General features: G+C 71.5%; 18 protein-coding genes and 1 pseudogene. 14 read left to right on the top strand and 5 right to left on the bottom strand.

Features of this window, described 5'->3' with window-relative positions; translation table 11 throughout:
* Positions 1-36 precede the first annotated feature (36 nt).
* The 5 genes from DQ392_RS13860 (at position 37) to DQ392_RS13835 (ending at position 5873) form a co-directional block, all read left to right on the top strand.
* The gene (locus DQ392_RS13860; RefSeq protein ID WP_114016018.1) at positions 37-510 is read left to right on the top strand and encodes a YraN family protein; all 474 of its coding nucleotides are present in this window, start codon (positions 37-39) and stop codon (positions 508-510) included.
* Positions 510-2123: a YifB family Mg chelatase-like AAA ATPase gene (locus DQ392_RS13855; RefSeq protein WP_114015896.1), complete on the top strand. Its 1614-nt coding sequence runs from the start codon at positions 510-512 to the stop codon at positions 2121-2123. Before DQ392_RS13860 ends, DQ392_RS13855 begins: the two co-directional genes overlap by 1 nt.
* 449 nt (positions 2124-2572) lie before the next feature.
* Positions 2573-3757, top strand: a complete 1185-nt coding sequence (dprA, locus tag DQ392_RS13850; protein ID WP_114015895.1) for a DNA-processing protein DprA — start codon at positions 2573-2575, stop codon at positions 3755-3757.
* Positions 3758-4056: 299 nt separating this feature from the next.
* The gene (whiG, locus tag DQ392_RS13845) at positions 4057-4911 is read left to right on the top strand and encodes an RNA polymerase sigma factor WhiG (RefSeq protein ID WP_114015894.1); all 855 of its coding nucleotides are present in this window, start codon (positions 4057-4059) and stop codon (positions 4909-4911) included.
* 422 nt (positions 4912-5333) lie between these two features.
* The gene (locus DQ392_RS13835; protein WP_114016017.1) at positions 5334-5873 is read left to right on the top strand and encodes a TetR/AcrR family transcriptional regulator; all 540 of its coding nucleotides are present in this window, start codon (positions 5334-5336) and stop codon (positions 5871-5873) included.
* Positions 5874-6508: 635 nt separating this feature from the next.
* Here DQ392_RS13835 and DQ392_RS36195 read toward each other — a convergent pair.
* A pseudogene (locus DQ392_RS36195) lies at positions 6509-7111 on the bottom strand (murein hydrolase activator EnvC family protein); the annotation flags it as partial.
* Positions 7112-7788: 677 nt separating this feature from the next.
* Here DQ392_RS36195 and rpsB point away from each other — a divergent pair.
* The 9 genes from rpsB (at position 7789) to DQ392_RS13785 (ending at position 18135) form a co-directional block, all read left to right on the top strand.
* Entirely contained in the window at positions 7789-8718 is a 930-nt protein-coding gene (rpsB, locus tag DQ392_RS13825; RefSeq protein WP_114015892.1) for a 30S ribosomal protein S2, read from the top strand.
* 157 nt (positions 8719-8875) lie between these two features.
* On the top strand, positions 8876-9712 hold the full coding sequence (gene tsf, locus DQ392_RS13820; protein WP_114015891.1) for a translation elongation factor Ts: 837 nt from the start codon (positions 8876-8878) through the stop codon (positions 9710-9712).
* A 196-nt stretch (positions 9713-9908) separates the two neighbouring features.
* On the top strand, positions 9909-10664 hold the full coding sequence (pyrH, locus tag DQ392_RS13815) for a UMP kinase (protein WP_114015890.1): 756 nt from the start codon (positions 9909-9911) through the stop codon (positions 10662-10664).
* Positions 10665-10974: 310 nt separating this feature from the next.
* Positions 10975-11532 (top strand): ribosome recycling factor, encoded by a 558-nt coding sequence (gene frr / locus DQ392_RS13810; protein WP_114015889.1) that lies wholly within the window; start codon positions 10975-10977, stop codon positions 11530-11532.
* A 40-nt stretch (positions 11533-11572) separates the two neighbouring features.
* Entirely contained in the window at positions 11573-12784 is a 1212-nt protein-coding gene (locus tag DQ392_RS13805; protein WP_114015888.1) for a phosphatidate cytidylyltransferase, read from the top strand.
* A 37-nt stretch (positions 12785-12821) separates the two neighbouring features.
* Positions 12822-13928: a dual-specificity RNA methyltransferase RlmN gene (gene rlmN / locus DQ392_RS13800; RefSeq protein WP_114015887.1), complete on the top strand. Its 1107-nt coding sequence runs from the start codon at positions 12822-12824 to the stop codon at positions 13926-13928.
* Positions 13929-14177: 249 nt separating this feature from the next.
* Positions 14178-15254 (top strand): thiamine ABC transporter substrate-binding protein, encoded by a 1077-nt coding sequence (locus DQ392_RS13795; protein WP_114015886.1) that lies wholly within the window; start codon positions 14178-14180, stop codon positions 15252-15254.
* Entirely contained in the window at positions 15230-16948 is a 1719-nt protein-coding gene (locus tag DQ392_RS13790) for an ABC transporter permease (RefSeq protein ID WP_425470532.1), read from the top strand. The genes DQ392_RS13795 and DQ392_RS13790 overlap by 25 nt, the downstream gene beginning before the upstream one ends.
* A gap of 2 nt (positions 16949-16950) precedes the next feature.
* Positions 16951-18135, top strand: coding sequence for an ABC transporter ATP-binding protein (locus DQ392_RS13785; protein ID WP_114015885.1), 1185 nt, complete (start codon positions 16951-16953; stop codon positions 18133-18135).
* 83 nt (positions 18136-18218) lie between these two features.
* Here DQ392_RS13785 and DQ392_RS13780 read toward each other — a convergent pair whose 3' ends face one another.
* From DQ392_RS13780 to DQ392_RS13765, 4 genes are all read right to left on the bottom strand, one after another.
* Positions 18219-19403, bottom strand: a complete 1185-nt coding sequence (locus DQ392_RS13780) for a hypothetical protein (RefSeq protein ID WP_114015884.1) — start codon at positions 19401-19403, stop codon at positions 18219-18221.
* A complete protein-coding gene (locus DQ392_RS13775) occupies positions 19385-20161 on the bottom strand; it encodes an ABC transporter ATP-binding protein (RefSeq protein ID WP_114015883.1) in 777 nt (258 codons plus the stop codon). Before DQ392_RS13775 ends, DQ392_RS13780 begins: the two co-directional genes overlap by 19 nt.
* Positions 20162-20292: 131 nt before the next feature.
* On the bottom strand, positions 20293-21699 hold the full coding sequence (locus tag DQ392_RS13770) for an aspartate aminotransferase family protein (RefSeq protein ID WP_114015882.1): 1407 nt from the start codon (positions 21697-21699) through the stop codon (positions 20293-20295).
* Positions 21684-22172 (bottom strand): Lrp/AsnC family transcriptional regulator, encoded by a 489-nt coding sequence (locus tag DQ392_RS13765; protein ID WP_181856413.1) that lies wholly within the window; start codon positions 22170-22172, stop codon positions 21684-21686. Before DQ392_RS13765 ends, DQ392_RS13770 begins: the two co-directional genes overlap by 16 nt.
* Positions 22173-22196 lie beyond the last annotated feature (24 nt).

Here is a 22196-nt window from a genome sequence, read left to right as displayed (position 1 = left end):
CCCCGCGCCGCCAGGCGGAGCACCGGGGCGGCGGGCGTGGGGTCGCCGGGTGTCGGGGCGCGGGGCGGCCGCGGGCAGCCGGGCACGGGGTCGCGCGGTGCGCGGACCGGCCGGGCGGCAGGCGCTCCCGGCCCAGCCCGGGCCAGGAGCGCCTTGGGACGGTACGGAGAGGACCTCGCGGCGCGACGGCTGCGCGAAGCGGGAATGACCGTCCTGGAGCGCAACTGGCGCTGCGCCGAGGGGGAGATCGACCTGATCGCGCGCGACGCCGACGCCGTGGTGATCTGCGAGGTCAAGACCCGCAGGGCCGCTCCTTTCCAGCACCCCATGGAGGGCCTGCCACCGGCGAAGACGGCTCGTCTGCGCCGCCTGGCGGCGCGCTGGCTCACCGAGTGCTGGATCGCCCGTTATGGGCAACCGCCCGTGGGCGGCGTCCGTATCGACCTCGTCGGCATCGTCCTTCCCGACCGTGGAGCGCCCGTGCTCCAGCACGTCCGGGGGGTGGGCTGATGGGATTCGCCCGTACGTGCGGGGTGGCGCTGGTAGGCGTCGAGGGAGTGCTGGTCGAGGTCCAGGCCGACCTCGAGCCCGGAGTCGCCGCCTTCACCCTCGTGGGACTGCCGGACAAGAGCCTCACCGAGAGTCGGGACCGGGTGCGCGCAGCCGTAGTCAACACCGGAGTGCCCTGGCCGCAGAAGAAGCTCACCGTGGGCCTCAGCCCCGCCTCGGTTCCCAAAGGCGGCAGCGGGTTCGACATCGCGGTCGCGTGCGCCGTCCTGGCGGCGGCAGAACGCATCGACCCCCGCGAGATCGCCGAGGTGGTGATGATCGGCGAACTGGGCCTCGACGGCCGCGTCCTGCCGGTCCGGGGCGTCCTGCCCGCCGTTCTGGCGGCCGCCGACGCGGGGTACCGGCAGGTCGTCGTTCCCGAACAGACGGCGGCCGAGGCCTCGCTGGTCCCGGACGTCTCCGTAGTGGGGGTGCGCAGCCTGGGCCAGCTCATCGCGGTGCTCAACGACGAGCCGGTACCCGAGGAGGAGCGGCCGGACGCGGGCCTGCCCGGGTCCGTCCACGCCGGTCTCGCCGGTCTCCCCGCCGCAGCACCGGGACTGACCGGCCTGCTGGCCGAGGAGCGCCCTCTCGACCTGGCCGAAGTCACCGGACAACGGCACGCGCGGCGCGCGCTGGAGATCGCCGCGGCCGGACGCCACCACATCTTCTTCAAGGGACCGCCGGGCGCGGGGAAGACCATGCTGGCCGAGCGCCTGCCGGGGTTGCTGCCACCGCTCAGCCGCAAGGAAGCGCTGGAGGTGACGGCCGTGCACTCCATCGCGGGAGCGCTGCCACCAGGCCAACCGCTGGTCGCCCGGCCTCCCTACTGCGCGCCGCACCACTCGGCGACCATGGCGGCACTGGTCGGCGGAGGCTCCGGCGTGCCCCGCCCCGGCGCGGTTTCGCTCGCCCACCATGGCGTTCTCTTTCTGGACGAGGCCGCGGAGTGCAGCGCCCGGGTCCTGGACGCGATGCGCCAGCCGCTGGAGTCCGGGCACGTCCTGGTGGCTCGGGCCGCGGGCATGATGCGCATGCCGGCCCGTTTCCTGCTCGCCCTGGCCGCGAATCCGTGCCCGTGCGGACGCCACGGCAGCGCCAATGCCGCATGTGAGTGCAGGCCTGCTTCGGTGCGCCAGTACCGTGCCAGGCTCTCGGGGCCGCTGCTGGACCGGGTCGATCTACGGGTCCTCGTCGAACCCCTCGCCCGGTCCGAGCTGATGGCGGCCGTCGGAGGCGGTGAACCCACCGCCGTGGTGGCCACCCGCGTGCTGGAAGCGCGGGATCGCGCCGCTGCGAGGTACGCCGGAACACCGTGGAAGACCAACAGCGACGTGCCAGGCCACGAGTTGCGCACCCGCCACCCCGCGCGGCCGGGGGCGCTCAGCGAGGCGGAGGACGAGTTGGAGCGCGGCGTACTCACCGCTCGCGGCCTCGACAGGGTGTTGCGGGTCGCGTGGACGGTCGCCGACCTGGCCGGCCACGAGAGGCCGACGCGTGACGACGTCAACTACGCACTCGGACTGCGGACCGGTGTACACCGAGGAGCCCTCGCCCCGGAGGTGTTCGCATGACCGGCGGCGGCACACGACCGACGAAACGGCCCAGGCCGGGGCCGGGCTCCGCTCCGGAGGCCGACGCCCACACCTGTCACGCATGGGCGCAGACCCCCCACGGTGCCGGGCCGGGGAGCACCCCTTCGACGGCGGACCCATCCCGCATCGACACCGGGCCCAGCCCTGGGGACCGCCTGCTCGATCCGAGCGATCCGGCGTCGCGCGCCCCCTCGCAGACCACACCACGCTCCACGGCCGGCGCCCACGGCGCAGACTCTGTGAGCTCCAGCCATGTGCGAACAGGTCTCGACGCGGGTCCCGCGACCCCCAGCCATGCACGATCGGGGCTCGACGCGGGCCCGGGGGGCGCGGCACACACCAGCGGCACCACAGGATCCAGTCCCTGCGCGAACCCGAACCCGGGCCCGGGCCCCGCCCCGGGCCCGGATTCAGAAGAAGGAAGGCCGGTGAACTCGCCGTCACGGGGCGCGGTGCCGCCGGAGAGGACCGGCAAGGGGTCCTCCGCATGGTCGGAACGGCTCGCCCGAGCGGCTCTGACCCGCATCGCCGAGCCGGGAGACGAACAGGTGGGGCGGTGGGTCGCGGCCCATGGCGCCTGCGCGGTCGTCGAAGCGGTGCGCGGTTCAGGGGCGCCGCTTGACGGGGCCGGCGAACAGCGCTGGGCGGGGTTGCGGCTGCGGGCCGCCGACGCACGACCCGACGCCGACCTCGGCGCCGCCGAACGGGCTGGTGGCCGGTTCGTCTGCCCCGGCGACCCGGAGTGGCCGAGCCAGCTGGACGACCTGGGCCTTGCGCGCCCCCTCGGACTGTGGGTCAACGGCGTTCCGTCACTGCGTGTATGGGCGCTTCGTTCGGTCGCGGTGGTCGGCGCCCGCGCCTGTACCGAATACGGGGCGCACTGCGCCGCCGTACTCGCGGCCGGCCTGGCCGAGCGGGGCTGGACTGTCGTCTCCGGGGCCGCCTACGGCATCGACGCGGCCGCGCACCGGGGCGCCCTCGCCCTTCGCGGGCCGACGGTCGGCGTCCTGGCCTGCGGGGTGGATGTCGCCTACCCGCCGGGGAACCAGGAGTTGATCCGGGCGCTGGGGGAGCGCGGTCTGCTCGTCGCCGAACTGCCGCCGGGTGCTCATCCGACCCGCAGCAGGTTCGTCCTCCGCAACCGTGTGATCGCGGCCCTCACCCGGGGCACGGTCGTGGTCGAGGCCGCGGTGCGCAGTGGCGCGCTGGTCACGGCGCGCCGCGCGCTCAGGCTGGGGCGTCACGTGATGGGTATGCCGGGCCCGGTCACCTCCGGTCTCTCGCAGGGCGTGCACGAACTTCTGCGCGGCGAGGCCACGGTGGTCACCGACGCCGCCGAAGTGATCGAGCTCGTCGGCGCGATGGGGGAGCTCGCCCCACAGCGCCGAGGGGAGGCCGTACCGCGGGACACGCTCAGCCGCAGCGCGTCACGCGTACTGGAAGCGGTTCCGGGGCGAGGCGTGAGCGACCCCGCCCGGATCGCCCGCTCCGCCGGTGTGCCCGCCCAAGTCGTTCTCGCCCGGCTTCATGAGCTGCGGGCTCTCGGATTCGTCGAACGAGACGGTGACCAATGGAAGTTGGCCCGCCACCGCAAGGGGCACACCTTCGAGTGATGAGGCGGTCCTTGACCTGGGGCTATCGGGTGAAAAGCTGAGCCGTGCGCCCTCGCCGGGGCGGCACGGGCCACGCGAGGCTGCGCACCCTGGCCCGTGCCCGGTCACCCGCACCGCACCCGCCGTACGGTCCCGTCGAGACGTCGCGGCAACGAGCACGCCAGCACGGAGGAGGAAGAACGATACGTCGCACGTTGCGACGCCGCGGTCACGTTACGCTCACTCCGTCTCTCCGCGAGACGCATGTGTCCGCGCTTCAACAGACCCCCACTACCCAGCAGAACGGCTCAAGGCGACGTATGCCTCAGCACATCTCCGGGCCCGACCGCACAGCCGCAGCGGCTTCCGCCGTCACACGCGCCGTGGTCGACGACAACGCGCCCAGGACTGCGCCCAGCTCGCTGGATGAACTCTGGCGGTCCTACAAGGCGACGGCCGACAGCAGGCTGCGTGAACAGCTGATCCTGCACTATTCGCCGCTGGTCAAATACGTCGCGGGCCGAGTCAGCGTGGGGCTGCCCGCCAACGTGGAGCAGGCCGACTTCGTCTCCTCCGGGGTCTTCGGACTCATCGACGCCATCGAGAAGTTCGACCCCTCCCGTTCCATCAAGTTCGAGACGTACGCCATCACCCGCATCCGCGGAGCGATGATCGACGAGCTGCGGGCGCTCGACTGGATCCCACGCTCGGTGCGCCAGAAAGCCCGTGCGGTGGAGCGCGCGTACGCCACTCTCGAAGCCAGACTTCGACGCAGTCCCTCGGAAGCCGAGGTGGCCGGCGAGATGGGCATCGAGACCGAGGAACTGCACGGCGTCTTCAGCCAGTTGTCGCTCGCCAACGTCGTCGCCCTCGAAGAGCTTCTGCACGTCGGCGGTGACGGGGGCGACCGGCTGAGTCTCGTGGACACGCTCGAGGACACCGCCGCTGACAACCCCGTGGAGGTCGCGGAGGACCGCGAACTGCGCCGCTTGCTCGCCCGGGCCATCAACACCCTGCCGGATCGCGAGAAGACCGTGGTCACTCTCTACTACTACGAGGGGCTCACCCTGGCCGAGATCGGCCAGGTGCTCGGAGTCACCGAGAGCAGGGTCAGCCAGATCCACACCAAATCGGTTCTGCAACTGCGCGCCAAGCTCGCCGACGCCGGGCGCTGACGGAGACGGCCGGCCACCGTCCACCGCCGGACCGCGGCCTCGACGGACCGTGGCCGCGCCAGACCGCGGACCCGCCGGGCTAGGGAGTGTCTTCAAAGTAGCGGCGTCCGCCCGGAGGGCGGGCCTGGCGGTGTCTGGTGCGTGCGCTCGCAAGGCGGAGGAGGGAGTCCCTGCGTGGGGGCACCTCCCGGGGCGAGCGAAGCCGAGCCCTGGGGGAAGCGGCGACCGACGACAACGCCGCGAGCGTGCGTGCCAGGCGCCGCCAGGCAGGCGGGACTTTGAAGACACGACCTAGGGGAGGCCAGCAGTCGGGGAGGGCCGGCTGGATCGATTCGCCGGGACTCATGTGAACCGTGGGCGAGGGTCCGTAAACTGGAGGCGTGCCCAGGATTCGAGCGGCCTCCGTGGCCGAGCATCGGAACATGCAGCGTGCGGCCCTGTTGGACGCCGCCCGGTCGCTGCTGTCCGAGGGCGGGACCGAAGCGCTGACCTTTCCCGCCCTCGCCCAGCACACCGGCCTCGCGCGCTCCTCCGTATACGAGTACTTCCGCTCCCGTGCCGCCGTCGTGGAAGAGCTGTGCGCCGTCGACTTCCCCGTGTGGGCGGCGGAGGTGGAGTCGGCGATGCGGGCTGCGAAGACGCCGGAGGGCAAGGTCGAGGCCTATGTCCGCCGGCAGCTCGCGCTCGTCGGAGACCGGCGCCACCGCGCCGTCGTCGCGATCTCCGCGGGCGAGCTGGACGCGGGGGCCCGCGAACGGATCAGGGCTGCGCACGGTGGACTGATCTCCATGGTCGTCGAAGCGCTCGGCGATCTCGGTCACGAGCAGCCCCGCCTCGCCGCGATGCTCCTCCAGGGAGTCGTGGACGCGGGGGTGCGCCGTATCGAGCTGGGCGCAGCCGAAGAGCCCGAGCAGATCGCCGAAGCCGCCGTCTCCATGGCGCTGAACGGCGTGCGAGGCTGACCCCTTAGGCCGACCCCGCTTTCAAGCTGACCCGGCTGACGAAACCGTCGCGTCTGTCGGCGCTGTCGAGGCCGGCGGGGCGGCGCGGTGGCGTCGGCGTCGGTGTGGTGACCCTTGCCACCTCGGTGAGAGCCGGTGTTCGTGCCCGGTCGTCTGGGGCCCGTGTATGGCCGGTCGGGGCTCGCGACCGGTCCGCACTCTCCGGACTCGCGCCATTCCTGGACGACTGCTGAAGCGCACGGGCCCTCGGGTGCTGTTCCGATGCGTAGGCATGGGGGCCCGCCGGGCGATGCGTCTTCGCGCCGTCGCGGGCTCCCCGCGCGCCCCCGGTGTGCGGTCCGGTTCCGCAGTTGTCGGTGGGCCCAGAGCGCGCAGACGGTCAGCGCGGCTGTCGCGCTCCAGGCGGCGAGGTCGACCGCGCCGCTGATGGCGGCTGGAGACGCGGCCCTGTGCGCGGCGGTGACGCCCTTGTCCGTCTTCCGTTTCCGACCTGCTGCCGCTTCGGGGACCGGCACTCCGAAGATCGGGAGCAGCCGGGATCGGCCGCCCAGCAAGGAGGCGGGCAGCAGGGAGAGCGGATCGAGGTAGCGCTCGCCGCGCAGGAGCCCCCAGTGCAGACAGGTGCGGGGGCAGTGCTGCCCCCGCACGACCGTCCCGACCTTCTCGCCGGCCTCCACCCGGTCGCCCTTGTGCACGGAGGGCCGCACGGGCTGGTAGGTCGTCCGCAACGGTGGCCGGCCCGTTCCGGAGAGCTCGATCGAGACGACACCGCGCCCCGCGACCTTTCCCGCGAAGGAGACCTTTCCCGCGGCCACCGCCCGCACCGGCTGGCCCGGGCCGGCCGCGAGGTCCACACCCCGGTGGCCGGGAGCCCACCGTTGGCGCGGCGGGTCCCAGCCGCGGTCCACGCGTGGCCGACGGGCACCGTCCTCCCCGTCGACCGGCCAGTTCCGGCCGACGGGCCGGCGGACGGTCCGGTGCGCGGCGGCCGTACCGTCCGCGTGTTCAGGAGGAACTCCCGCACCCGCGGGCGTGGGGTGGACATCGGGTGCGGGAGGCTTGGAGGGCCACGGCGTACTGGGCGACCCGGCGGCGGAACCCACCGCGGGCCACGCCCCCGGCCACACCAGCGCCAGAGCGCAGATAACCGCCGCGGACCGCAGTGGTCCGCGTGGTGCGGCGAGCCGGGAGCGCGCCCCCAGGGCGGCCAGGAGGGCGAAGAAGACCCGAACGATCATCGGAGCGGCCCGTACCTCCCCGCTCGGCAGCCGCGCAGATCGCTCACGTCGCGCAGGTCGCCCAGGTCGCGCAGGTCGAGCTGATCGCGCAGACCGCTCACGCCGCTCAGGCGGCGTGCTGGTGCGTGCCCCCTCGGCCGGGGGCCTGTGCCGTGTCATGCGGAAACCGTCGCGCGGATCGTCGGCGCTCGGGGATCATGACCCGCATCTGTGGACAACCGGCAAGTTGTGGACAACGCCGTCACTCGTGTGAGCGGATGGGGCCGTGTGAGCGGATGCGGTCCGTGCGAGCGGACGGGGCCGTCACGAGCGGCCATCGCGAGCGGCCGTCACGAGCGGTCGTCGCGAGCGGTCGTCGCGAGCGGTCGCCTGCCACGCCTTTCAGCCGGTACGGGCGTCAACGGCCGGCCCGCTGTCCTCTCAGCTTCTGTCCCTTCCGCCCCTGGGCTCTCTCGGCCCCCGCCCGGCGCGGCCCACCTCCGCGGTCCCGTACACTGCTGGTGCGGCCCGGGTGACCGGGCTGACTTCGCACGCCCCGCCACCCTCACCCGGTGGCCGCGCATCTCGGTCCCAGGAGTGGTCGTCATTCGGCCCCCCAGGGCGGCGCGCAGGGGCGTCAGGCAAGCGGAGGCGTCCGCCTTCGCTGACGACAACCGAGTAACCCAAGGAGAACGGCCATGGCCGTCGTCACGATGCGGGAGCTGCTGGAGAGCGGCGTCCACTTCGGGCACCAGACCCGCCGCTGGAACCCGAAGATGAAGCGCTTCATCTTCACCGAGCGCAACGGCATCTACATCATCGACCTGCTCCAGTCGCTGTCGTACATCGACCGCGCCTACGAGTTCGTCAAGGAGACCGTCGCGCACGGCGGCTCCATCATGTTCGTCGGCACCAAGAAGCAGGCCCAGGAGGCCATCGCCGAGCAGGCCACCCGCGTGGGCATGCCCTACGTGAACCAGCGCTGGCTCGGCGGCATGCTGACCAACTTCTCGACCGTCTACAAGCGGCTTCAGCGCCTCAAGGAGCTGGAGCAGATCGACTTCGAGGACGTGGCCGCCTCCGGCCTCACCAAGAAGGAGCTCCTGGTCCTCTCCCGCGAGAAGGCGAAGCTGGAGAAGACCCTCGGCGGCATCCGCGAGATGCAAAAGGTCCCCAGCGCCGTCTGGATTGTGGACACCAAGAAGGAGCACATCGCCGTCGGTGAGGCGCGCAAGCTCAACATCCCGGTGGTCGCGATCCTCGACACCAACTGCGACCCGGACGAGGTCGACTACAAGATCCCGGGCAACGACGACGCGATCCGCTCCGTCACCCTGCTGACCCGTGTGATCGCCGACGCGGTCGCCGAGGGGCTCATCGCCCGTTCGTCCGGCGGTTCCGCCGAGAGCAAGGGCGACAAGGCCGCCGGTGAGCCGCTGGCCGAGTGGGAGCGCGACCTCCTCGAGGGTGAGAAGGCCGCCGAGAAGCCGGCCGCCGAGGCCGAGGCCGCCGAGAAGCCCGCCGAGGCCGAGGTCGAGGCCGAGAAGCCCGCCGAGGAGCAGCCGGCCGCCGAGGCACAGCCCGTCGCCGAGGCCGAGCAGCCGACGGGCGCCGCCGAGCAGGGCTGACCGACCGGTCCACGCGGACCGCGTGGGCCCTCGGGGTTCATGGTGAGACGGCGGGGGCCGGGCGCCCCCGCCGTCCAGCCGTGACCTGGGCCGTGCTCACGTGATCCACATCCATCCTCATCGACTTTTCGACTTTCCGGGAAGAGATTCACAGACCATGGCGAACTACACCGCCGCCGACGTCAAGAAGCTCCGGGAGCTGACCGGCGCCGGCATGATGGACTGCAAGAAGGCGCTGGACGAGGCCGAGGGCAGCGTCGACAAGGCCGTCGAGGTCCTTCGCGTCAAGGGCCAGAAGGGCGTCGCCAAGCGCGAGAGCCGCACCGCGGAGAACGGCGCGGTCGTCGCCCTCATCGCCGACGACAACACCGCCGGTGTGCTGGTCGAGCTGAAGTGCGAGACGGACTTCGTCGCCAAGGGCGACAAGTTCGTGGCCGTCGCCGAGTCCATCGCCAAGCACGTCGAGGCCACCTCTCCGGCGGACATCGACGCGCTGCTCACCTCCGAGATCGAGGCCGGCAAGACCGTCCAGGCCTACGTCGACGAGGCCAACGCGACGCTCGGCGAGAAGATCGTGCTGGACCGCTTCGCGCAGTTCTCCGGCGCCTTCGTCGGCTCCTACCTGCACCGCACGAGCCCGGACCTGCCCCCGCAGGTCGGCGTGCTGGTCGAGCTGGACTCGGCGAACGCCGACATCGCCAAGGACGTCGCGCAGCACATCGCCGCGTTCTCCCCGGCCTACCTGACCCGCGAGGACATCCCGGAGGAGACGGTCGCCAACGAGCGCCGGATCGCCGAGGAGACCGCCCGCGAGGAGGGCAAGCCCGAGCAGGCTCTGCCGAAGATCATCGAGGGCCGGGTCAACGGCTTCTTCAAGGAGAACACCCTCCTCGACCAGCCCTTCGCCAAGGACAACAAGAAGTCCGTGCAGAAGGTCCTGGAGGAGGCCGGTGTGTCGCTGAAGCGCTTCGCCCGCTTCCGCGTCGGCGCCTGAGGGCGCGGTCCTGACGTATCCCGCAGGCCGGTTCCGCCAGCGCGTGTCCCGTACACACCGGGCACCGCACACGGAACCGGCACGGGCCCGATAAGGTCGGGCACAGGGCAGTTGTGACGAGGAGGCCATTGCCGCAGAGGGAACCGCGAGGGTCCGACGGCAGTGGCCTCTTTCGTATGTGCACGAGGAGATCTCCATGACTAGCAATGACACCGGCAATGACAGCGACAGCCGCCGGCGCTTCCTGCTGAAGCTCTCCGGCGAGGCGTTCGCCGGGGGCGGTGGCCTCGGTGTCGACCCCGACGTCGTGCACAAGGTGGCACGGGAGATCGCCTCGGTCTGCCGGGACGGCGCCGAGATCGCCGTCGTCATCGGCGGCGGCAACTTCTTCCGCGGGGCCGAACTGCAACAGCGCGGTATGGACCGGGCCCGCTCCGATTACATGGGCATGCTGGGCACGGTGATGAACTGCCTGGCGCTCCAGGACTTCCTGGAGAAGGAGGGCATCGACTCGCGCGTCCAGACCGCCATCACCATGGGGCAGGTCGCCGAGCCCTATATCCCGCTGCGTGCCATCCGGCACCTGGAGAAGGGCCGGGTCGTCATCTTCGGCGCCGGTATGGGCATGCCGTACTTCTCCACCGACACCACCGCGGCCCAGCGTGCGCTGGAGATCAACGCCGAGGTGATGCTGATGGGCAAGAACGGCGTGGACGGTGTCTACGACTCCGACCCGCGGAGCAACCCCACGGCGGTGAAGTTCGACGCGCTCGAGTACGGCGAGGTCATCACCCGCGACCTCAAGGTCGCCGACGCGACCGCGATCACGCTCTGCCGGGACAACAAGCTGCCCATCCTCGTCTTCGAACTGCTCGCCGAAGGCAATATCGCCCGCGCGGTCAAGGGTGAGAAGATCGGCACCCTGGTGAGCAACCAGGGCACCCGGGCCTGACCGGCTCCGCCGCCTGCCCGGTCCCGTCGGCGGTCCGGGCGTCGCGCGGTCCGTACGGGCCGGTGGTGCTCCGACGCGTCGGCCACACCGCGGGGCGGACCTGTGGCTCCGCACCACGGGGCTCGCGACGCCGCGGTATGGCAACACCGCGGTACGGGAACGGCCCGGTACGGGGATGGACAACAGCCTGCCGGTCGGACACCGTGCAGGAATCAGTGCACTGCGGGGGCCGGGGCGGCCCGCGGGGCGGCCGACAGCTCACCGCCCCGGATGAAGCAGTCAGGCTCATTCATCGAACCAGGAGCACGTGGTGATCGAAGAGACCCTCCTCGAAGCCGAGGAAAAGATGGAGAAGGCGGTCGTCGTCGCCAAGGAGGACTTCGCCGCTATCCGCACCGGCCGTGCGCACCCGGCGATGTTCAACAAGATCGTGGCGGAGTACTACGGCACGCTGACGCCGATCAACCAGCTGGCGTCGTTCTCCGTTCCGGAGCCCCGGATGGCGGTGGTGACCCCGTTCGACAAGAGCTCGCTGCGCAACATCGAACAGGCCATCCGCGACTCGGACCTGGGCGTCAACCCGTCGAACGACGGCCACATCATCCGGGTGACGTTCCCCGAGCTGACCGAGGAGCGGCGCCGGGACTACATCAAGGTCGCCAAGAACAAGGGCGAGGACGCCAAGATCTCCATCCGCAGCGTGCGGCGCAAGGCCAAGGAGACCATGGACAAGGCCGTCAAGGACGGCGAGGTCGGTGAGGACGAGGGCCGCAGGGGCGAGAAGGAACTCGACGACACCACGGCCAAGTACGTCGCACAGGTGGACGAGCTGCTCAAGCACAAGGAGGCCGAGCTGCTCGAAGTCTGAGGTCCCCAGTCTCAAGGTCCGAGGTCGAAGGCTGCTATCTGTGAACGACTCATCCTGGGGAGCGCCGCAACCACACGCGGGGTACCGGGGCCCTGGCGAGCAGGGGCCCGTCGCCCCGTCGGCGCTGCCCCGCCCGGGCGACGGTCACCTCTCCACGCGCGACGTGAGCGTCCCCGTGCACGATGTGGGGGGTGATGCGTCGCAGACTCGGCGTATGCCCATTGTGTCCGACCCCGGGGACCCCGGGGACGAGGGAGGCGGCCCCTCAGGCCGCCGCCCGGAACGTCCCGGCGTCCCAGGTCCCGGCCCCGCCGACTCCACGGGCGGTGCGCAGTCCCGCGACCAGGACCGGCCGCACGCGCAGCCGAGCCGTCCGCACGAGCAGCCGGACGTCCCGACGGGCGCCACCCCCGCGCCGGCCGCCGGGGAGGGCAAGAAGCGTGCCGGGCGGGACCTGCGGGCGGCCATAGGGGTCGGCGTCGGGCTCGGTGTGGTGATTTTGGCCTCGCTCTTCTTCTACAAGCCCGTCTTCCTCGGCGTCATCGTCGTCGCCGTGGTGGTCGGACTGTGGGAGCTGACCTCGCGGCTCAAGGAGCGCAAGGACATCAGCGCCCCTCTGGTGCCTCTGGCGGTGGGTGGGGCCGCCATGACCGTCGCCGGGTACCTGCGGGGCGCGGAGGGCGCCTGGGTGGCGATGGCCCTCACGGCTCTCGCGGTGCTCGTGTGGCGCATGGCCCAGCCACCGGCCGACTACCTGCGGGACGTGACGGCGGGCCTCTTCGCGGCCTTCTACGTCCCGTTCCTCGCCACCTTCGTCGCCCTCATGCTGGCAGCCGGCGACGGGCCGTGGCGGGTGCTGACGTTCCTGATCCTCACCGTCGTCAGCGACACCGGTGCCTACGCCGTGGGATGGCGCTTCGGACGGCACAAGCTGGCGCCCCGCATCAGCCCGGGGAAGACCAGGGAAGGTCTGATCGGCGCGGTGTCGTTCGCCATGGTGGCGGGGGCACTGTGCACCCAGTTCCTGATCGACGACGGCAGCTGGTGGCAGGGGCTTCTGCTGGGCCTGGCCGTCGCCGTCAGCGCCACCCTGGGTGACCTCGGCGAGTCGATGATCAAGCGCGATCTGGGCATCAAGGACATGGGCACCCTGCTGCCGGGCCACGGCGGCATCATGGACCGCCTCGACTCCCTCCTGCCGACGGCCCCCGTCGTCTGGCTGCTCCTGGTGATCTTCGTCGGGGCAGGCTGAGAGAGCACCGCCGCGGGTCTGCGACACTGGGAAGGTCATGCCTAAGCCCGGAGAACTCACGTTCGTCGCGCCGCGCGGAGCCAAGAGGCCGCCGCGGCACCTCGCCGACCTCAGCCCCGCCGAGCGGCGCGATGCCGTTGCCGCGGCGGGGGAGAAACCGTTTCGCGCCAAGCAGCTCTCGCAGCACTACTTCGCGCGGCTGGAGCACAGTCCCGAGCAGTGGACGGACATCCCCGCCGCCGCTCGCGAGAAGCTGGCCGCCGAGCTGCTGCCCGAACTGATGAGCGTGGTGCGGCACATCAGTTGCGACGACGACGCGACCCGCAAGACGCTGTGGAAGCTGCACGACGGGACGCTCGTGGAGTCCGTGCTGATGCGGTATCCGGACCGGGTCACCATGTGCATCAGCTCACAGGCCGGCTGCGGCATGAACTGCCCGTTCTGCGCGACCGGCCAGGCCGGGCTGGACCGCAATCTGTCCACCGCCGAGATCGTCCACCAGATCGTCGACGGGATGCGTGCCCTGCGGGACGGCGAGGTGCCCGGTGGCCCGGCACGGCTGTCCAACATCGTCTTCATGGGCATGGGCGAGCCGCTGGCGAACTACAAGCGGGTCGTCGGAGCGATCCGCAGGCTGACCGACCCGGAGCCCGACGGGCTGGGAATCTCGCAGCGCGGGATCACCGTCTCCACCGTGGGCCTGGTTCCGGCCATGCTGCGTTTCGCCGACGAGGGCTTCAAATGCCGCCTGGCCGTCTCGCTGCACGCCCCCGACGACGAGCTGCGCGACACCCTCGTCCCCGTCAACACCCGCTGGAAGGTCAGGGAGGTGCTGGACGCGGCCTGGGAGTACGCGGCCAAGTCCGGGCGCCGGGTCTCCATCGAGTACGCCCTGATCAAGGACATCAACGACCAGGCGTGGCGTGCCGACCTGCTGGGCCGGCTGCTGAAGGGCAAGCGGGTGCACGTCAATCTCATCCCGCTCAACCCGACGCCCGGCTCCAAGTGGACCGCCTCCCGCCCCGAGGACGAGGCCGAGTTCGTGCGGACACTCGCCTCGCACGGTGTAGCGGTGACCGTTCGGGACACCCGGGGGCAGGAGATCGACGGGGCGTGCGGCCAGCTCGCGGCAACGGAACGCTGACGACCGCCTGGTCGGGCCCGGCTGGTACTGTTCGAAGGGTGTGCCCGAACGGCACCTCACCGGCCGGTCGAGACCGGCTTCGCACACACGCCGATGCCGGCTCGCCACCGACCGGCCGGTAGCGGCACCCACAACCGAACAGCCGACAGGGGAGCGCTCACAGCGCTGAGAGTGCGGCCGTGCGTCCCGTACGTGCCGCAGACCCTCGAACCTCGCCCGGGTCATGCCGGGTAGGAAGTCGATGCCTTGATGAACACGCATGTGCGGCGCGCCGCCGCTGCCACCACAGCCGTCCTCACCCTCGCCCTTCTCGCCACCGCTTGCGGCGGCTCTGGGGGCGGCGGTGACTCCAAGACGGTCACTCTGGTCACGCATGACTCCTTCGCCGCCTCCAAGTCCGTCCTGCGGGACTTCACCAAGAAGACCGGCTACAAGGTCAAGGTGCTGCGTGGGGGCGACGCCGGAGCCGCCGTCAACCAGGCCGTCCTCAACAAGGGCAACCCGCAGGGAGACGTCTTCTTCGGCGTCGACAACACCCTTCTGTCCCGCCCTCTCGACCGTGGTGTCTTCACGCCGTACGAGGCCAAGGGGCTGGATGAGGTTCCCGAGCGGCTCCAGGCCGACCGCGACAAGCACCGGGTCACCCCCGTCGACACCGGCGAGGTGTGCGTCAACTACGACCGTGCCTGGTTCGCGGACAAGAAGCTCGAACCCCCGCGGACCCTGGACGATCTGACCAAGCCCCGTTACAAGGACCTCCTGGTGACCGAGGACGCCGCCACCTCGTCGCCCGGCCTGGCCTTCGTCCTGGCGAGCGTCGCCGAGTACGGCGAGAAGGGCTGGCAGGGCTACTGGAAGAAGCTGCGGGCCAACGGTGTGGAGGTCGTCGACGGCTGGGAGCAGGCTTACAACGACCGTTTCACCGGGTCACGCGGCGGCAAGGGCAAGGGCGACAAGCCTCTCGTCGTCTCCTACGCCTCCAGCCCGCCCGTCGAGGTGCTGGGGGACAAGTCTCCGCCCGCGCAGGCGCCCACGGGCGTCGCCAAGGGGACGTGTTTCCGGCAGACCGAGTACGCCGGGCTGCTCGACGGGGCCAAGAACAGCAAGGGCGGCAAGGCGCTGCTGGACTTCCTGCTCGGCAAGCGGTTCCAGGAGGATCTGCCGTTGCAGATGTTCGTCAGCCCGGTCCGTGAGGACGCCCGGCTGCCGAAGCTGTTCACCAAGTACGGCCAGACCATCGAGGACCCGGCCACCCTGGCCCCCGAGAAGATCACCAAGAATCGTGAGCGGTGGATCAAGACGTGGACCTCGCTCGCCGTGAAATAGCCCCCCGGGGCCGCACCCGCCCCCGGGCCCTGGGGACCTGGGTGCGGCTCGGGCTGATGGCCGTGCCGGTGGCGTTCTTCGCCGTCTTCTTCGGATACCCCGTCGCTGCGATCGTCGGGCGCGGGCTGCGCGCGGGCGGGCAGTGGCACCTGGAGCGGATCGGGCAGGTGCTCGGTGACGGGGCCACCCTTCAGGTGCTGTGGTTCACCGTGTGGCAGGCGGCGGCCTCCACGGCCCTCACGCTCGCTCTGGCGTTGCCCGCCGTCTGGGTCTTCGCGCGGCTCGACTTCCCCGGCAAGCGGCTGCTGCGCGCCCTGGTGACCGTGCCGTTCGTCCTGCCGACCGTGGTCGTCGGCTCCGCGATCCTCGCCCTCGCCGGGCGCGGAGGGGTACTCGACGAATGGGTCGGACTGCGGCTGGACACCAGCGTATGGGCCATCCTGCTGGCACACGTGGTCCTCAACTACGCCGTCGTCGTCCGTACGGTCGGCGGTTTCTGGTCCCAGTTGGACCCGCGCCAGGAAGAGGCGGCACGGATGCTGGGCGCCGGACGGTTCACCGCGTGGCGGCGGATCACGCTGCCCGCGTTGGCGCCGTCCGTCGGAGCCGCGGCCCTCATCGTCTTCCTGTTCACCTTCACCAGCTTCGGTGTCATCCAGGTGCTCGGCGGGCCGCGCTTCGCCACGCTGGAGGTGGAGATCTACCGCCAGACCGCCTCCTTGCTGGACCTGCCGACGGCCGCGGTGCTCACGCTGCTCCAGTTCGCCGCTGTGGCGGCACTGCTGGCGGTGCACGCCTGGTCGCTGCGGAAGCGGGAGACGGCGCTCCGTCTGCTGCCGGCCGAACACACCGCACGGCGCCCGTCGGGGGCCGGCCAGTGGACGGTGCTGTGCTGCGTACTGGCCACGATCTTCGTGCTGACTGTCGTGCCGCTGCTCGTACTGGTCCAGCGGGCGTTCGACGGGCCGGACGGATACGGGCTCACCTCCTTCCGTGACCTGGCCGGACAGGCGGAGGGCGCCACCTTCGTCGTCGCCCCCTTGGAAGCCATCGGCAACTCTCTGGCGTACGCGGCGGTGGCGACCGCCATCGCCCTGGTGATCGGGGGACTGGCCGCCGCGGCCCTCACGGTCACCCCCCGCACGAACGGCGGCGCCGCCCGCACCGGCCGACTTGTGCGCGGATTCGACGCCCTGCTGATGCTGCCGCTGGGGACGTCCGCCGTCACCGTCGGGTTCGGCTTCCTCATCGCGCTGGACGAGCCGCCGCTGGATCTGCGCTCGACGTGGATCCTGGTGCCCCTGGCACAGGCACTGGTGGGCGTGCCCTTCGTCATCCGCACCATGCTGCCCGTCCTGCGCGCCGTGGACGTCCGTCTGCGCGAGGCCGCCGCCGTACTGGGAGCCTCGCCGCTGCGTGCCTGGAGGGAGGTCGATTTCCCACTGGTGCGCCGGGCAATCCTGGTGGCAGCGGGCTTCGCCTTCGCGGTCTCCCTGGGCGAGTTCGGCGCCACCGTGTTCATCGCGCGCCCGGACACCCCGACACTGCCGGTAGCCGTGGCCCGGATGCTGGGCCGCGCGGGGGAGTCCAACTACGGCCAGGCGATGGCCCTGAGCACCATCCTGATGCTCGTCTGCACGGCCGTTCTCTTCGCGCTGGAGCGCGTGAGGACCGACAGCCAGGGAGAGTTCTGAAAATGCTGCGACTGGACGGCGTGACCGTACGGTTCGGGACGCACACGGCGCTGGACGCGGTCGACCTGGAGGTCTCCGCGCACGAGACGGTGTGCGTGCTGGGCCCCAGTGGCAGCGGGAAGTCCACCCTCCTGCGGGTCGTCGCCGGACTCCAGCGAGCCGACGAGGGCCGCGTACTGCTCTCCGGACGCGACCAGAGCGCCGTACCGCCGCACAAGCGGGGCGTCGGACTGATGTTCCAGGACCACCAGCTCTTCCCCCAGCGGGACGTCGCAGGAAACGTCGCCTTCGGCCCGCGCATGCACCGTACGGGCCGTGCCGAGACCGAGCGCAGGGTCGCCGAACTGCTGGAGCTCGTCGGGCTGCCCGGGGCGGGACGGCGCAGTGTGACGGCGCTGTCCGGCGGCGAGCAGCAGCGCGTGGCACTCGCCCGCGCGCTGGCGCCCGAGCCCCGGCTGCTGATGCTGGACGAGCCGCTGGGGCAGCTCGACCGCGGACTGCGCGAGCGCCTCGTCGTCGAGTTGCGCGCCCTCTTCCAGCGGCTGGGCACCACGGTGCTGGCTGTCACGCACGACCACGGCGAGGCCTTCGCGCTCGCCGACCGGGTGGTGGTCATGAGGGAGGGCCGTATCGCACAGACAGGCACCCCGCTGGAGGTCTGGCAGCGCCCCGCCTCCCCGTTCGTCGCCCGCTTCCTCGGCTTCGACAACCTCGTCCCCGCGACCGTGGTCGGTCAGGCGGCCGACACCGCCTGGGGGACACTCCCGGTCCCCGAGGGCACCCCGCGGGGCACCACCCGACTGCTCGTGCGCCCAGGAGGGGTCTCGCTGCGTGCTCCTCAGGAGGGGCTGCGCTGCACCGTGGAGGCGCGTACGTTCCGTGGCGGGGACGCGTCCACGGTGACCGTGCTGCTGCGCCCGCACGACGGGCCGCCCCTGGAGGCCGCCTGCACCCTGCGCGACGCTCCCGAGGAGGGCGCGGAAGTGGGCGCCGTCTTCGACCCACGCGAAGTGGTCGCCCTCACCGGACCGGACGAAGAGAGCGTCGGAACGGACGAAGAGGTCTTTGAAACGGACGAGGACGGCCCCGGAACGGACGCGAGGGACGCCGAAACAGATGACGGCAGCTCCCGGCCCGGCCTCTTCCCCGGCCAGCTGTTCGGGGAGGACGTGCCCAAGGACGCGTGACCGGCGCCGGCGCGCACGGCGTTGCCGTCGCAGCACTTGCGCGGGGAGAGACGTGTGGGGAACCGCGCAGCGCGGCCCAGGGGTCAGCGCGTCGGCAGCGGAGCCAGGAGGCCCGCTACCAGCATCGGCGTGGCGAACACCGCCGCGACGACCGCCACCCGCACCGCCGCCACCGCGCGCCTCGTTCCGCGCGAGGCGCCGAGCCGCTCGAGAAGTACGGCCAGGGGCGCCCTGGAGTGGCGTGCCCTGGCCATCGCCGCCAGTGTCACGCCTCCCACGCAGCAGGCGACCAGCGCCGCGGCCAGTGTCCCCGCGGGCCCCGGAGCGGGCAGCTCCGTCTCCGCCAGCCGTGCGCGGACGGCGACGAGCGCGGCGGCGCCCACCACGCCGAGCGCGGCCAACGGGCGCCCGGCGAGGGCGGACTCGCGGGCGAGGGCCCTTCCCGCCAGGAGCCGTACCGCCCCTGGCCGGCCCGCCGTCAGCAGCCGTCCGGCCAGACTGGTCAGCGCGGGACCGGCCAGCACCAGTCCGAGCGCCGTGAGCAGCCACCCGGCGGCCAGCGGCGAGGAGGCCAGCTCCGCGGGGCGCGGTGTCCCCGTGCGGGCGGTCTCCGGTGTGTGCCGTACCGCGTAGGCGGCCAGCAGCAGCCCGGCGGCGGCCAGTACGAGACCCGCTGTGAGGGCGGCCGTGCCGGTGAGGCGTCGCCTGTTCGGAGCCTGACCGCAGGGTGTGGCGCCGGTGGCTGCCGTCCCTGTTCTGGCTGCCCGGGCGGCGGCGAGGGCGGCCAGCAACGGAACGGCGGTCAGCAGCGTCAGCGCGGCCGGCAGCGGGAGGGCCTCCTGCGCGAGCGGCAGTTCGACGGCGGCGCCGGGGAGGCGCACAACGGGTGCTCCGTCATCTGCGCCGCCCTGCCCCCGCACCGTGATCAGCAGTGCCAGCCCGCCGCCCACCGCGCAGGGGATCGCCGCCGTGCGGGCGACCAGCAGCGGGAGGCGCACGGGGCCCAGTCCTGCCGCGTCCAGTCCCGAGCGCAGGGGAGCGCCGGGTTCGGCCTCCGCGAGGGCGGCGGCGAGGTGGGCGGTGACCGCGAGGGGGATCAGGCACCACAGCAGCCCCGGCAGGGCGCCTGCTGGGCGGGCTGGATGCTCAACGGCGCGGGAGAGGGCGGTGAGCAGCAGGAGGCCGACACCCGCCGACGCGAAGACGAGCAGCAGTCTCAGCAGCTGTGCGAGCGGCGGCGCCCCCAGGGTCAGACGGAGAGTGAGCATGCTGCGGTGCCCTCCGGTCTCGCAGGGTTTTGCAGCTCTTCGGCGGGAGGGACGCGCGATCGGCGCCCGTCCGCCAGGGCGAAGACCCGGTCAGCGAGGGCGGCGCCGGTCTCGTCGGCGGTCCGGGCCGTCCGGGTGAGCGTGAGGTCGTGGGTGGCGAGCACGACGGTGATGCCGTGCGAGCGGGCGGCCGCGCTGAGGGTGCGCAGGACCTGGGCGCGGTCCGTGCGGTGGAGCGGTGCGGTGGGCTCGTCGGCGAAGAGGACGGCGGGGGAGTGGACGAGGGCGCGCGCGACGGCGACGCGCTGCCGCTCGGCCTGCCGCAGCGCGGCTGGCCGTTTGCGCGCGCAGCCGCCCACGTCCAGCCGGTCCAGCCACGCGCAGGCCTGCTTGCGGGCGGCGCGGTAGCCGGTGCCGTGCAGCAGGAGGGGGAGGGCCGCGTTCTCCCAGGCGGTCAGCTCGCCGACGAGGCGGGGGCTGCTGTCGATCCAGCCGAACCGGTGCAGCCGCAGACGCTCGCGGGCCGCGCGGCCGAGTGTGTGCACGGGGGAGCTGTTGAACCAGACCTCGCCCGCTTCCGGCAGCGTCTGTCCGGACAGACAGCGCAGCAAAGTGGTCTTTCCGCTGCCCCGAGGGCCGCTGACGGCGACGACCTCTCCCTCCCGGATGCCGAAGGAGACGCCCCGCAGGGCGGGTGAACCGTCGTAGGCGTAGTGCAGTCCGCGGGCCCAGAGCACGTCGTCCGGCGGGGCGGCCATGCGGGCACCTCCACTCAACATCGCGATCCGTCGTTCCCTCTGGAGGGTGAAACGAGAGGCGGGGGCATCGGTCACTGGAACCGGTGCCCCCGCCCCCGTACGGACCGACGCGAGGAGCGGCAGGAGGCGGTTTACAGCTTCGTCCACGCCTCCGTCAGCACGGACCGCAGGATCTGTTCGGCCTCGTCGAAGACCTTCTGGTCGGAGATCAGCGGCGGTGCCAGCTGGATGACCGGGTCACCCCGGTCGTCGGCGCGGCAGTAGAGGCCGTTCTCGAACAGCGCCTTGGACAGGAAGCCGTAGAGCACCCGCTCGGACTCCTCGTCCGTGAACGTCTCCTTGGTCGCCTTGTCCTTGACGAGCTCGATGCCGTAGAAGAACCCGTTGCCGCGCACGTCGCCGACGATCGGCAGGTCGTGCAGCTTCCGCAGCGTCTGGAAGAACTTCGCCTCGTTGTCGAGCACGTGCTGGTTGAGGCCCTCACGCTCGAAGATGTCGATGTTGGCCAGGGCGACGGCCGAGGAGACAGGGTGGCCGCCGAAGGTGTAGCCGTGCAGGAAGGTGTTGTCTCCCTCGTAGAACGGCTCGGCGAGGCGGTCGGAGATGATCGCGGCGCCTATCGGGGAGTACCCGGAGGTCATGCCCTTGGCGCAGGTGATGATGTCGGGCACGTAGCCGAACTTGTCGCACGCGAACATCGTGCCCAGCCGGCCGAAGGCGCAGATGACCTCGTCGGAGACGAGCAGCACGTCGTACTGGTCGCAGATCTCGCGGACCCGCTGGAAGTAGCCGGGCGGCGGAGGGAAGCAGCCGCCCGCGTTCTGCACCGGCTCCAGGAAGACCGCGGCGACGGTCTCCGGGCCCTCGAAGAGGATCTGCTGTTCGATCTGGTCGGCGGCCCAGCGGCCGAAGGCCTCCGGGTCGTCACCGTGCAGCGGGGCGCGGTAGATGTTGGTGTTCGGCACCTTGTGCGCGCCGGGGACCAGCGGCTCGAAGGGCGCCTTGAGGGCGGGCAGGCCGGTGATGGACAGGGCGCCCTGCGGTGTGCCGTGGTAGGCGACGGCCCGCGAGATGACCTTGTGTTTCATCGGGTTGCCGGTCAGCTTGTGGTACTGCTTGGCCAGCTTCCAGGCCGTCTCCACGGCCTCACCGCCGCCGGTGGTGAAGAAGACCTTGTTCAGGTCGCCCGGCGCGTAGTGGGCCAGTCGCTCTGCCAGCTCGACGGCCTTGGGGTGCGCGTAGGACCAGATGGGGAAGAAGGCCAGGTCCTGCGCCTGCTTGTTGGCCGCCTCGGCCAGCTCGGCGCGGCCGTGCCCCGCCTGGACGACGAACAGGCCCGCCAGGCCGTCGAGGTAGCGCTTGCCGTCGGTGTCGTAGATGTGGACGCCCTCACCGCGGGCGATGGTCGGCACCGGTGCGTCCCTGTACGACGACATGCGGGTGAAGTGCATCCACAGGTGGTCGTGCGCGGTGCGGGAGAGGTCCTTGCTCCCCTGGGCGGCGTGACTGTCCTTGCTCACTTTTATCGCGTTCCCCATGTGTAGGTCTGCTTGCGCAGCTTGAGGTAGACGAAGCTCTCCGTCGAGCGCACGCCCGGCATGGTCCGGATGCGTTTGTTGATCAGCTCCAGGAGATGGTCATCGTCGTGGCACACGATCTCGACCAGCAGGTCGTACGAGCCCGCCGCGATCACGACGTAGTCGACCTCGTCGATCTGCGCGAGCGCGTCGGCGACCGGCTCGACGTCACCGTCGACCGTGATGCCGAGCATCGCCTGGCGCATGAAGCCGACGGTCAGCGGATCCGTCACGGCGACGATCTGCATGACGCCCTGCTCCTGGAGCTTTTGGACGCGCTGCCGCACGGCCGCCTCGGACAGGCCCACGGCCTTGCCGATGGCGGCGTACGGACGCCGTCCGTCCTCCTGGAGCTGTTCGATGATCGCCAGGGACACGGCATCCAGGGAGGAGGAGCCGCCTGTCTTCTTCGAGTCGCGAGCCACAGGTGCCACTGTGCATGAGACCTCCTCCGTCCC

This window comes from Streptomyces reniochalinae, assembly GCF_003323735.1.
Classification (GTDB): Bacteria; Actinomycetota; Actinomycetes; order Streptomycetales; family Streptomycetaceae; genus Streptomyces; species Streptomyces reniochalinae.
Note: the sequence above shows the minus strand (reverse complement) of the source record. Positions and strands in the feature narration are given on the sequence as shown.

What these genes read in the sequence shown, in the direction of transcription:
- DQ392_RS13855 (WP_114015896.1), top strand. Translation starts at nt 510, where the DNA reads ATGGGATTCGCCCGTACGTGCGGGGTGGCGCTGGTAGGCGTCGAGGGA.
- whiG (WP_114015894.1), top strand. Translation starts at nt 4,057, where the DNA reads ATGCCTCAGCACATCTCCGGGCCCGACCGCACAGCCGCAGCGGCTTCC.
- DQ392_RS13835 (WP_114016017.1), top strand. Translation starts at nt 5,334, where the DNA reads ATGCAGCGTGCGGCCCTGTTGGACGCCGCCCGGTCGCTGCTGTCCGAG.
- rpsB (WP_114015892.1), top strand. Translation starts at nt 7,789, where the DNA reads ATGGCCGTCGTCACGATGCGGGAGCTGCTGGAGAGCGGCGTCCACTTC.
- tsf (WP_114015891.1), top strand. Translation starts at nt 8,876, where the DNA reads ATGGCGAACTACACCGCCGCCGACGTCAAGAAGCTCCGGGAGCTGACC.
- pyrH (WP_114015890.1), top strand. Translation starts at nt 9,909, where the DNA reads ATGACTAGCAATGACACCGGCAATGACAGCGACAGCCGCCGGCGCTTC.
- rlmN (WP_114015887.1), top strand. Translation starts at nt 12,822, where the DNA reads ATGCCTAAGCCCGGAGAACTCACGTTCGTCGCGCCGCGCGGAGCCAAG.
- DQ392_RS13795 (WP_114015886.1), top strand. Translation starts at nt 14,178, where the DNA reads ATGAACACGCATGTGCGGCGCGCCGCCGCTGCCACCACAGCCGTCCTC.
- DQ392_RS13785 (WP_114015885.1), top strand. Translation starts at nt 16,951, where the DNA reads ATGCTGCGACTGGACGGCGTGACCGTACGGTTCGGGACGCACACGGCG.
- DQ392_RS13780 (WP_114015884.1), bottom strand. Translation starts at nt 19,403, where the DNA reads ATGCTCACTCTCCGTCTGACCCTGGGGGCGCCGCCGCTCGCACAGCTG.
- DQ392_RS13775 (WP_114015883.1), bottom strand. Translation starts at nt 20,161, where the DNA reads ATGGCCGCCCCGCCGGACGACGTGCTCTGGGCCCGCGGACTGCACTAC.
- DQ392_RS13770 (WP_114015882.1), bottom strand. Translation starts at nt 21,699, where the DNA reads ATGGGGAACGCGATAAAAGTGAGCAAGGACAGTCACGCCGCCCAGGGG.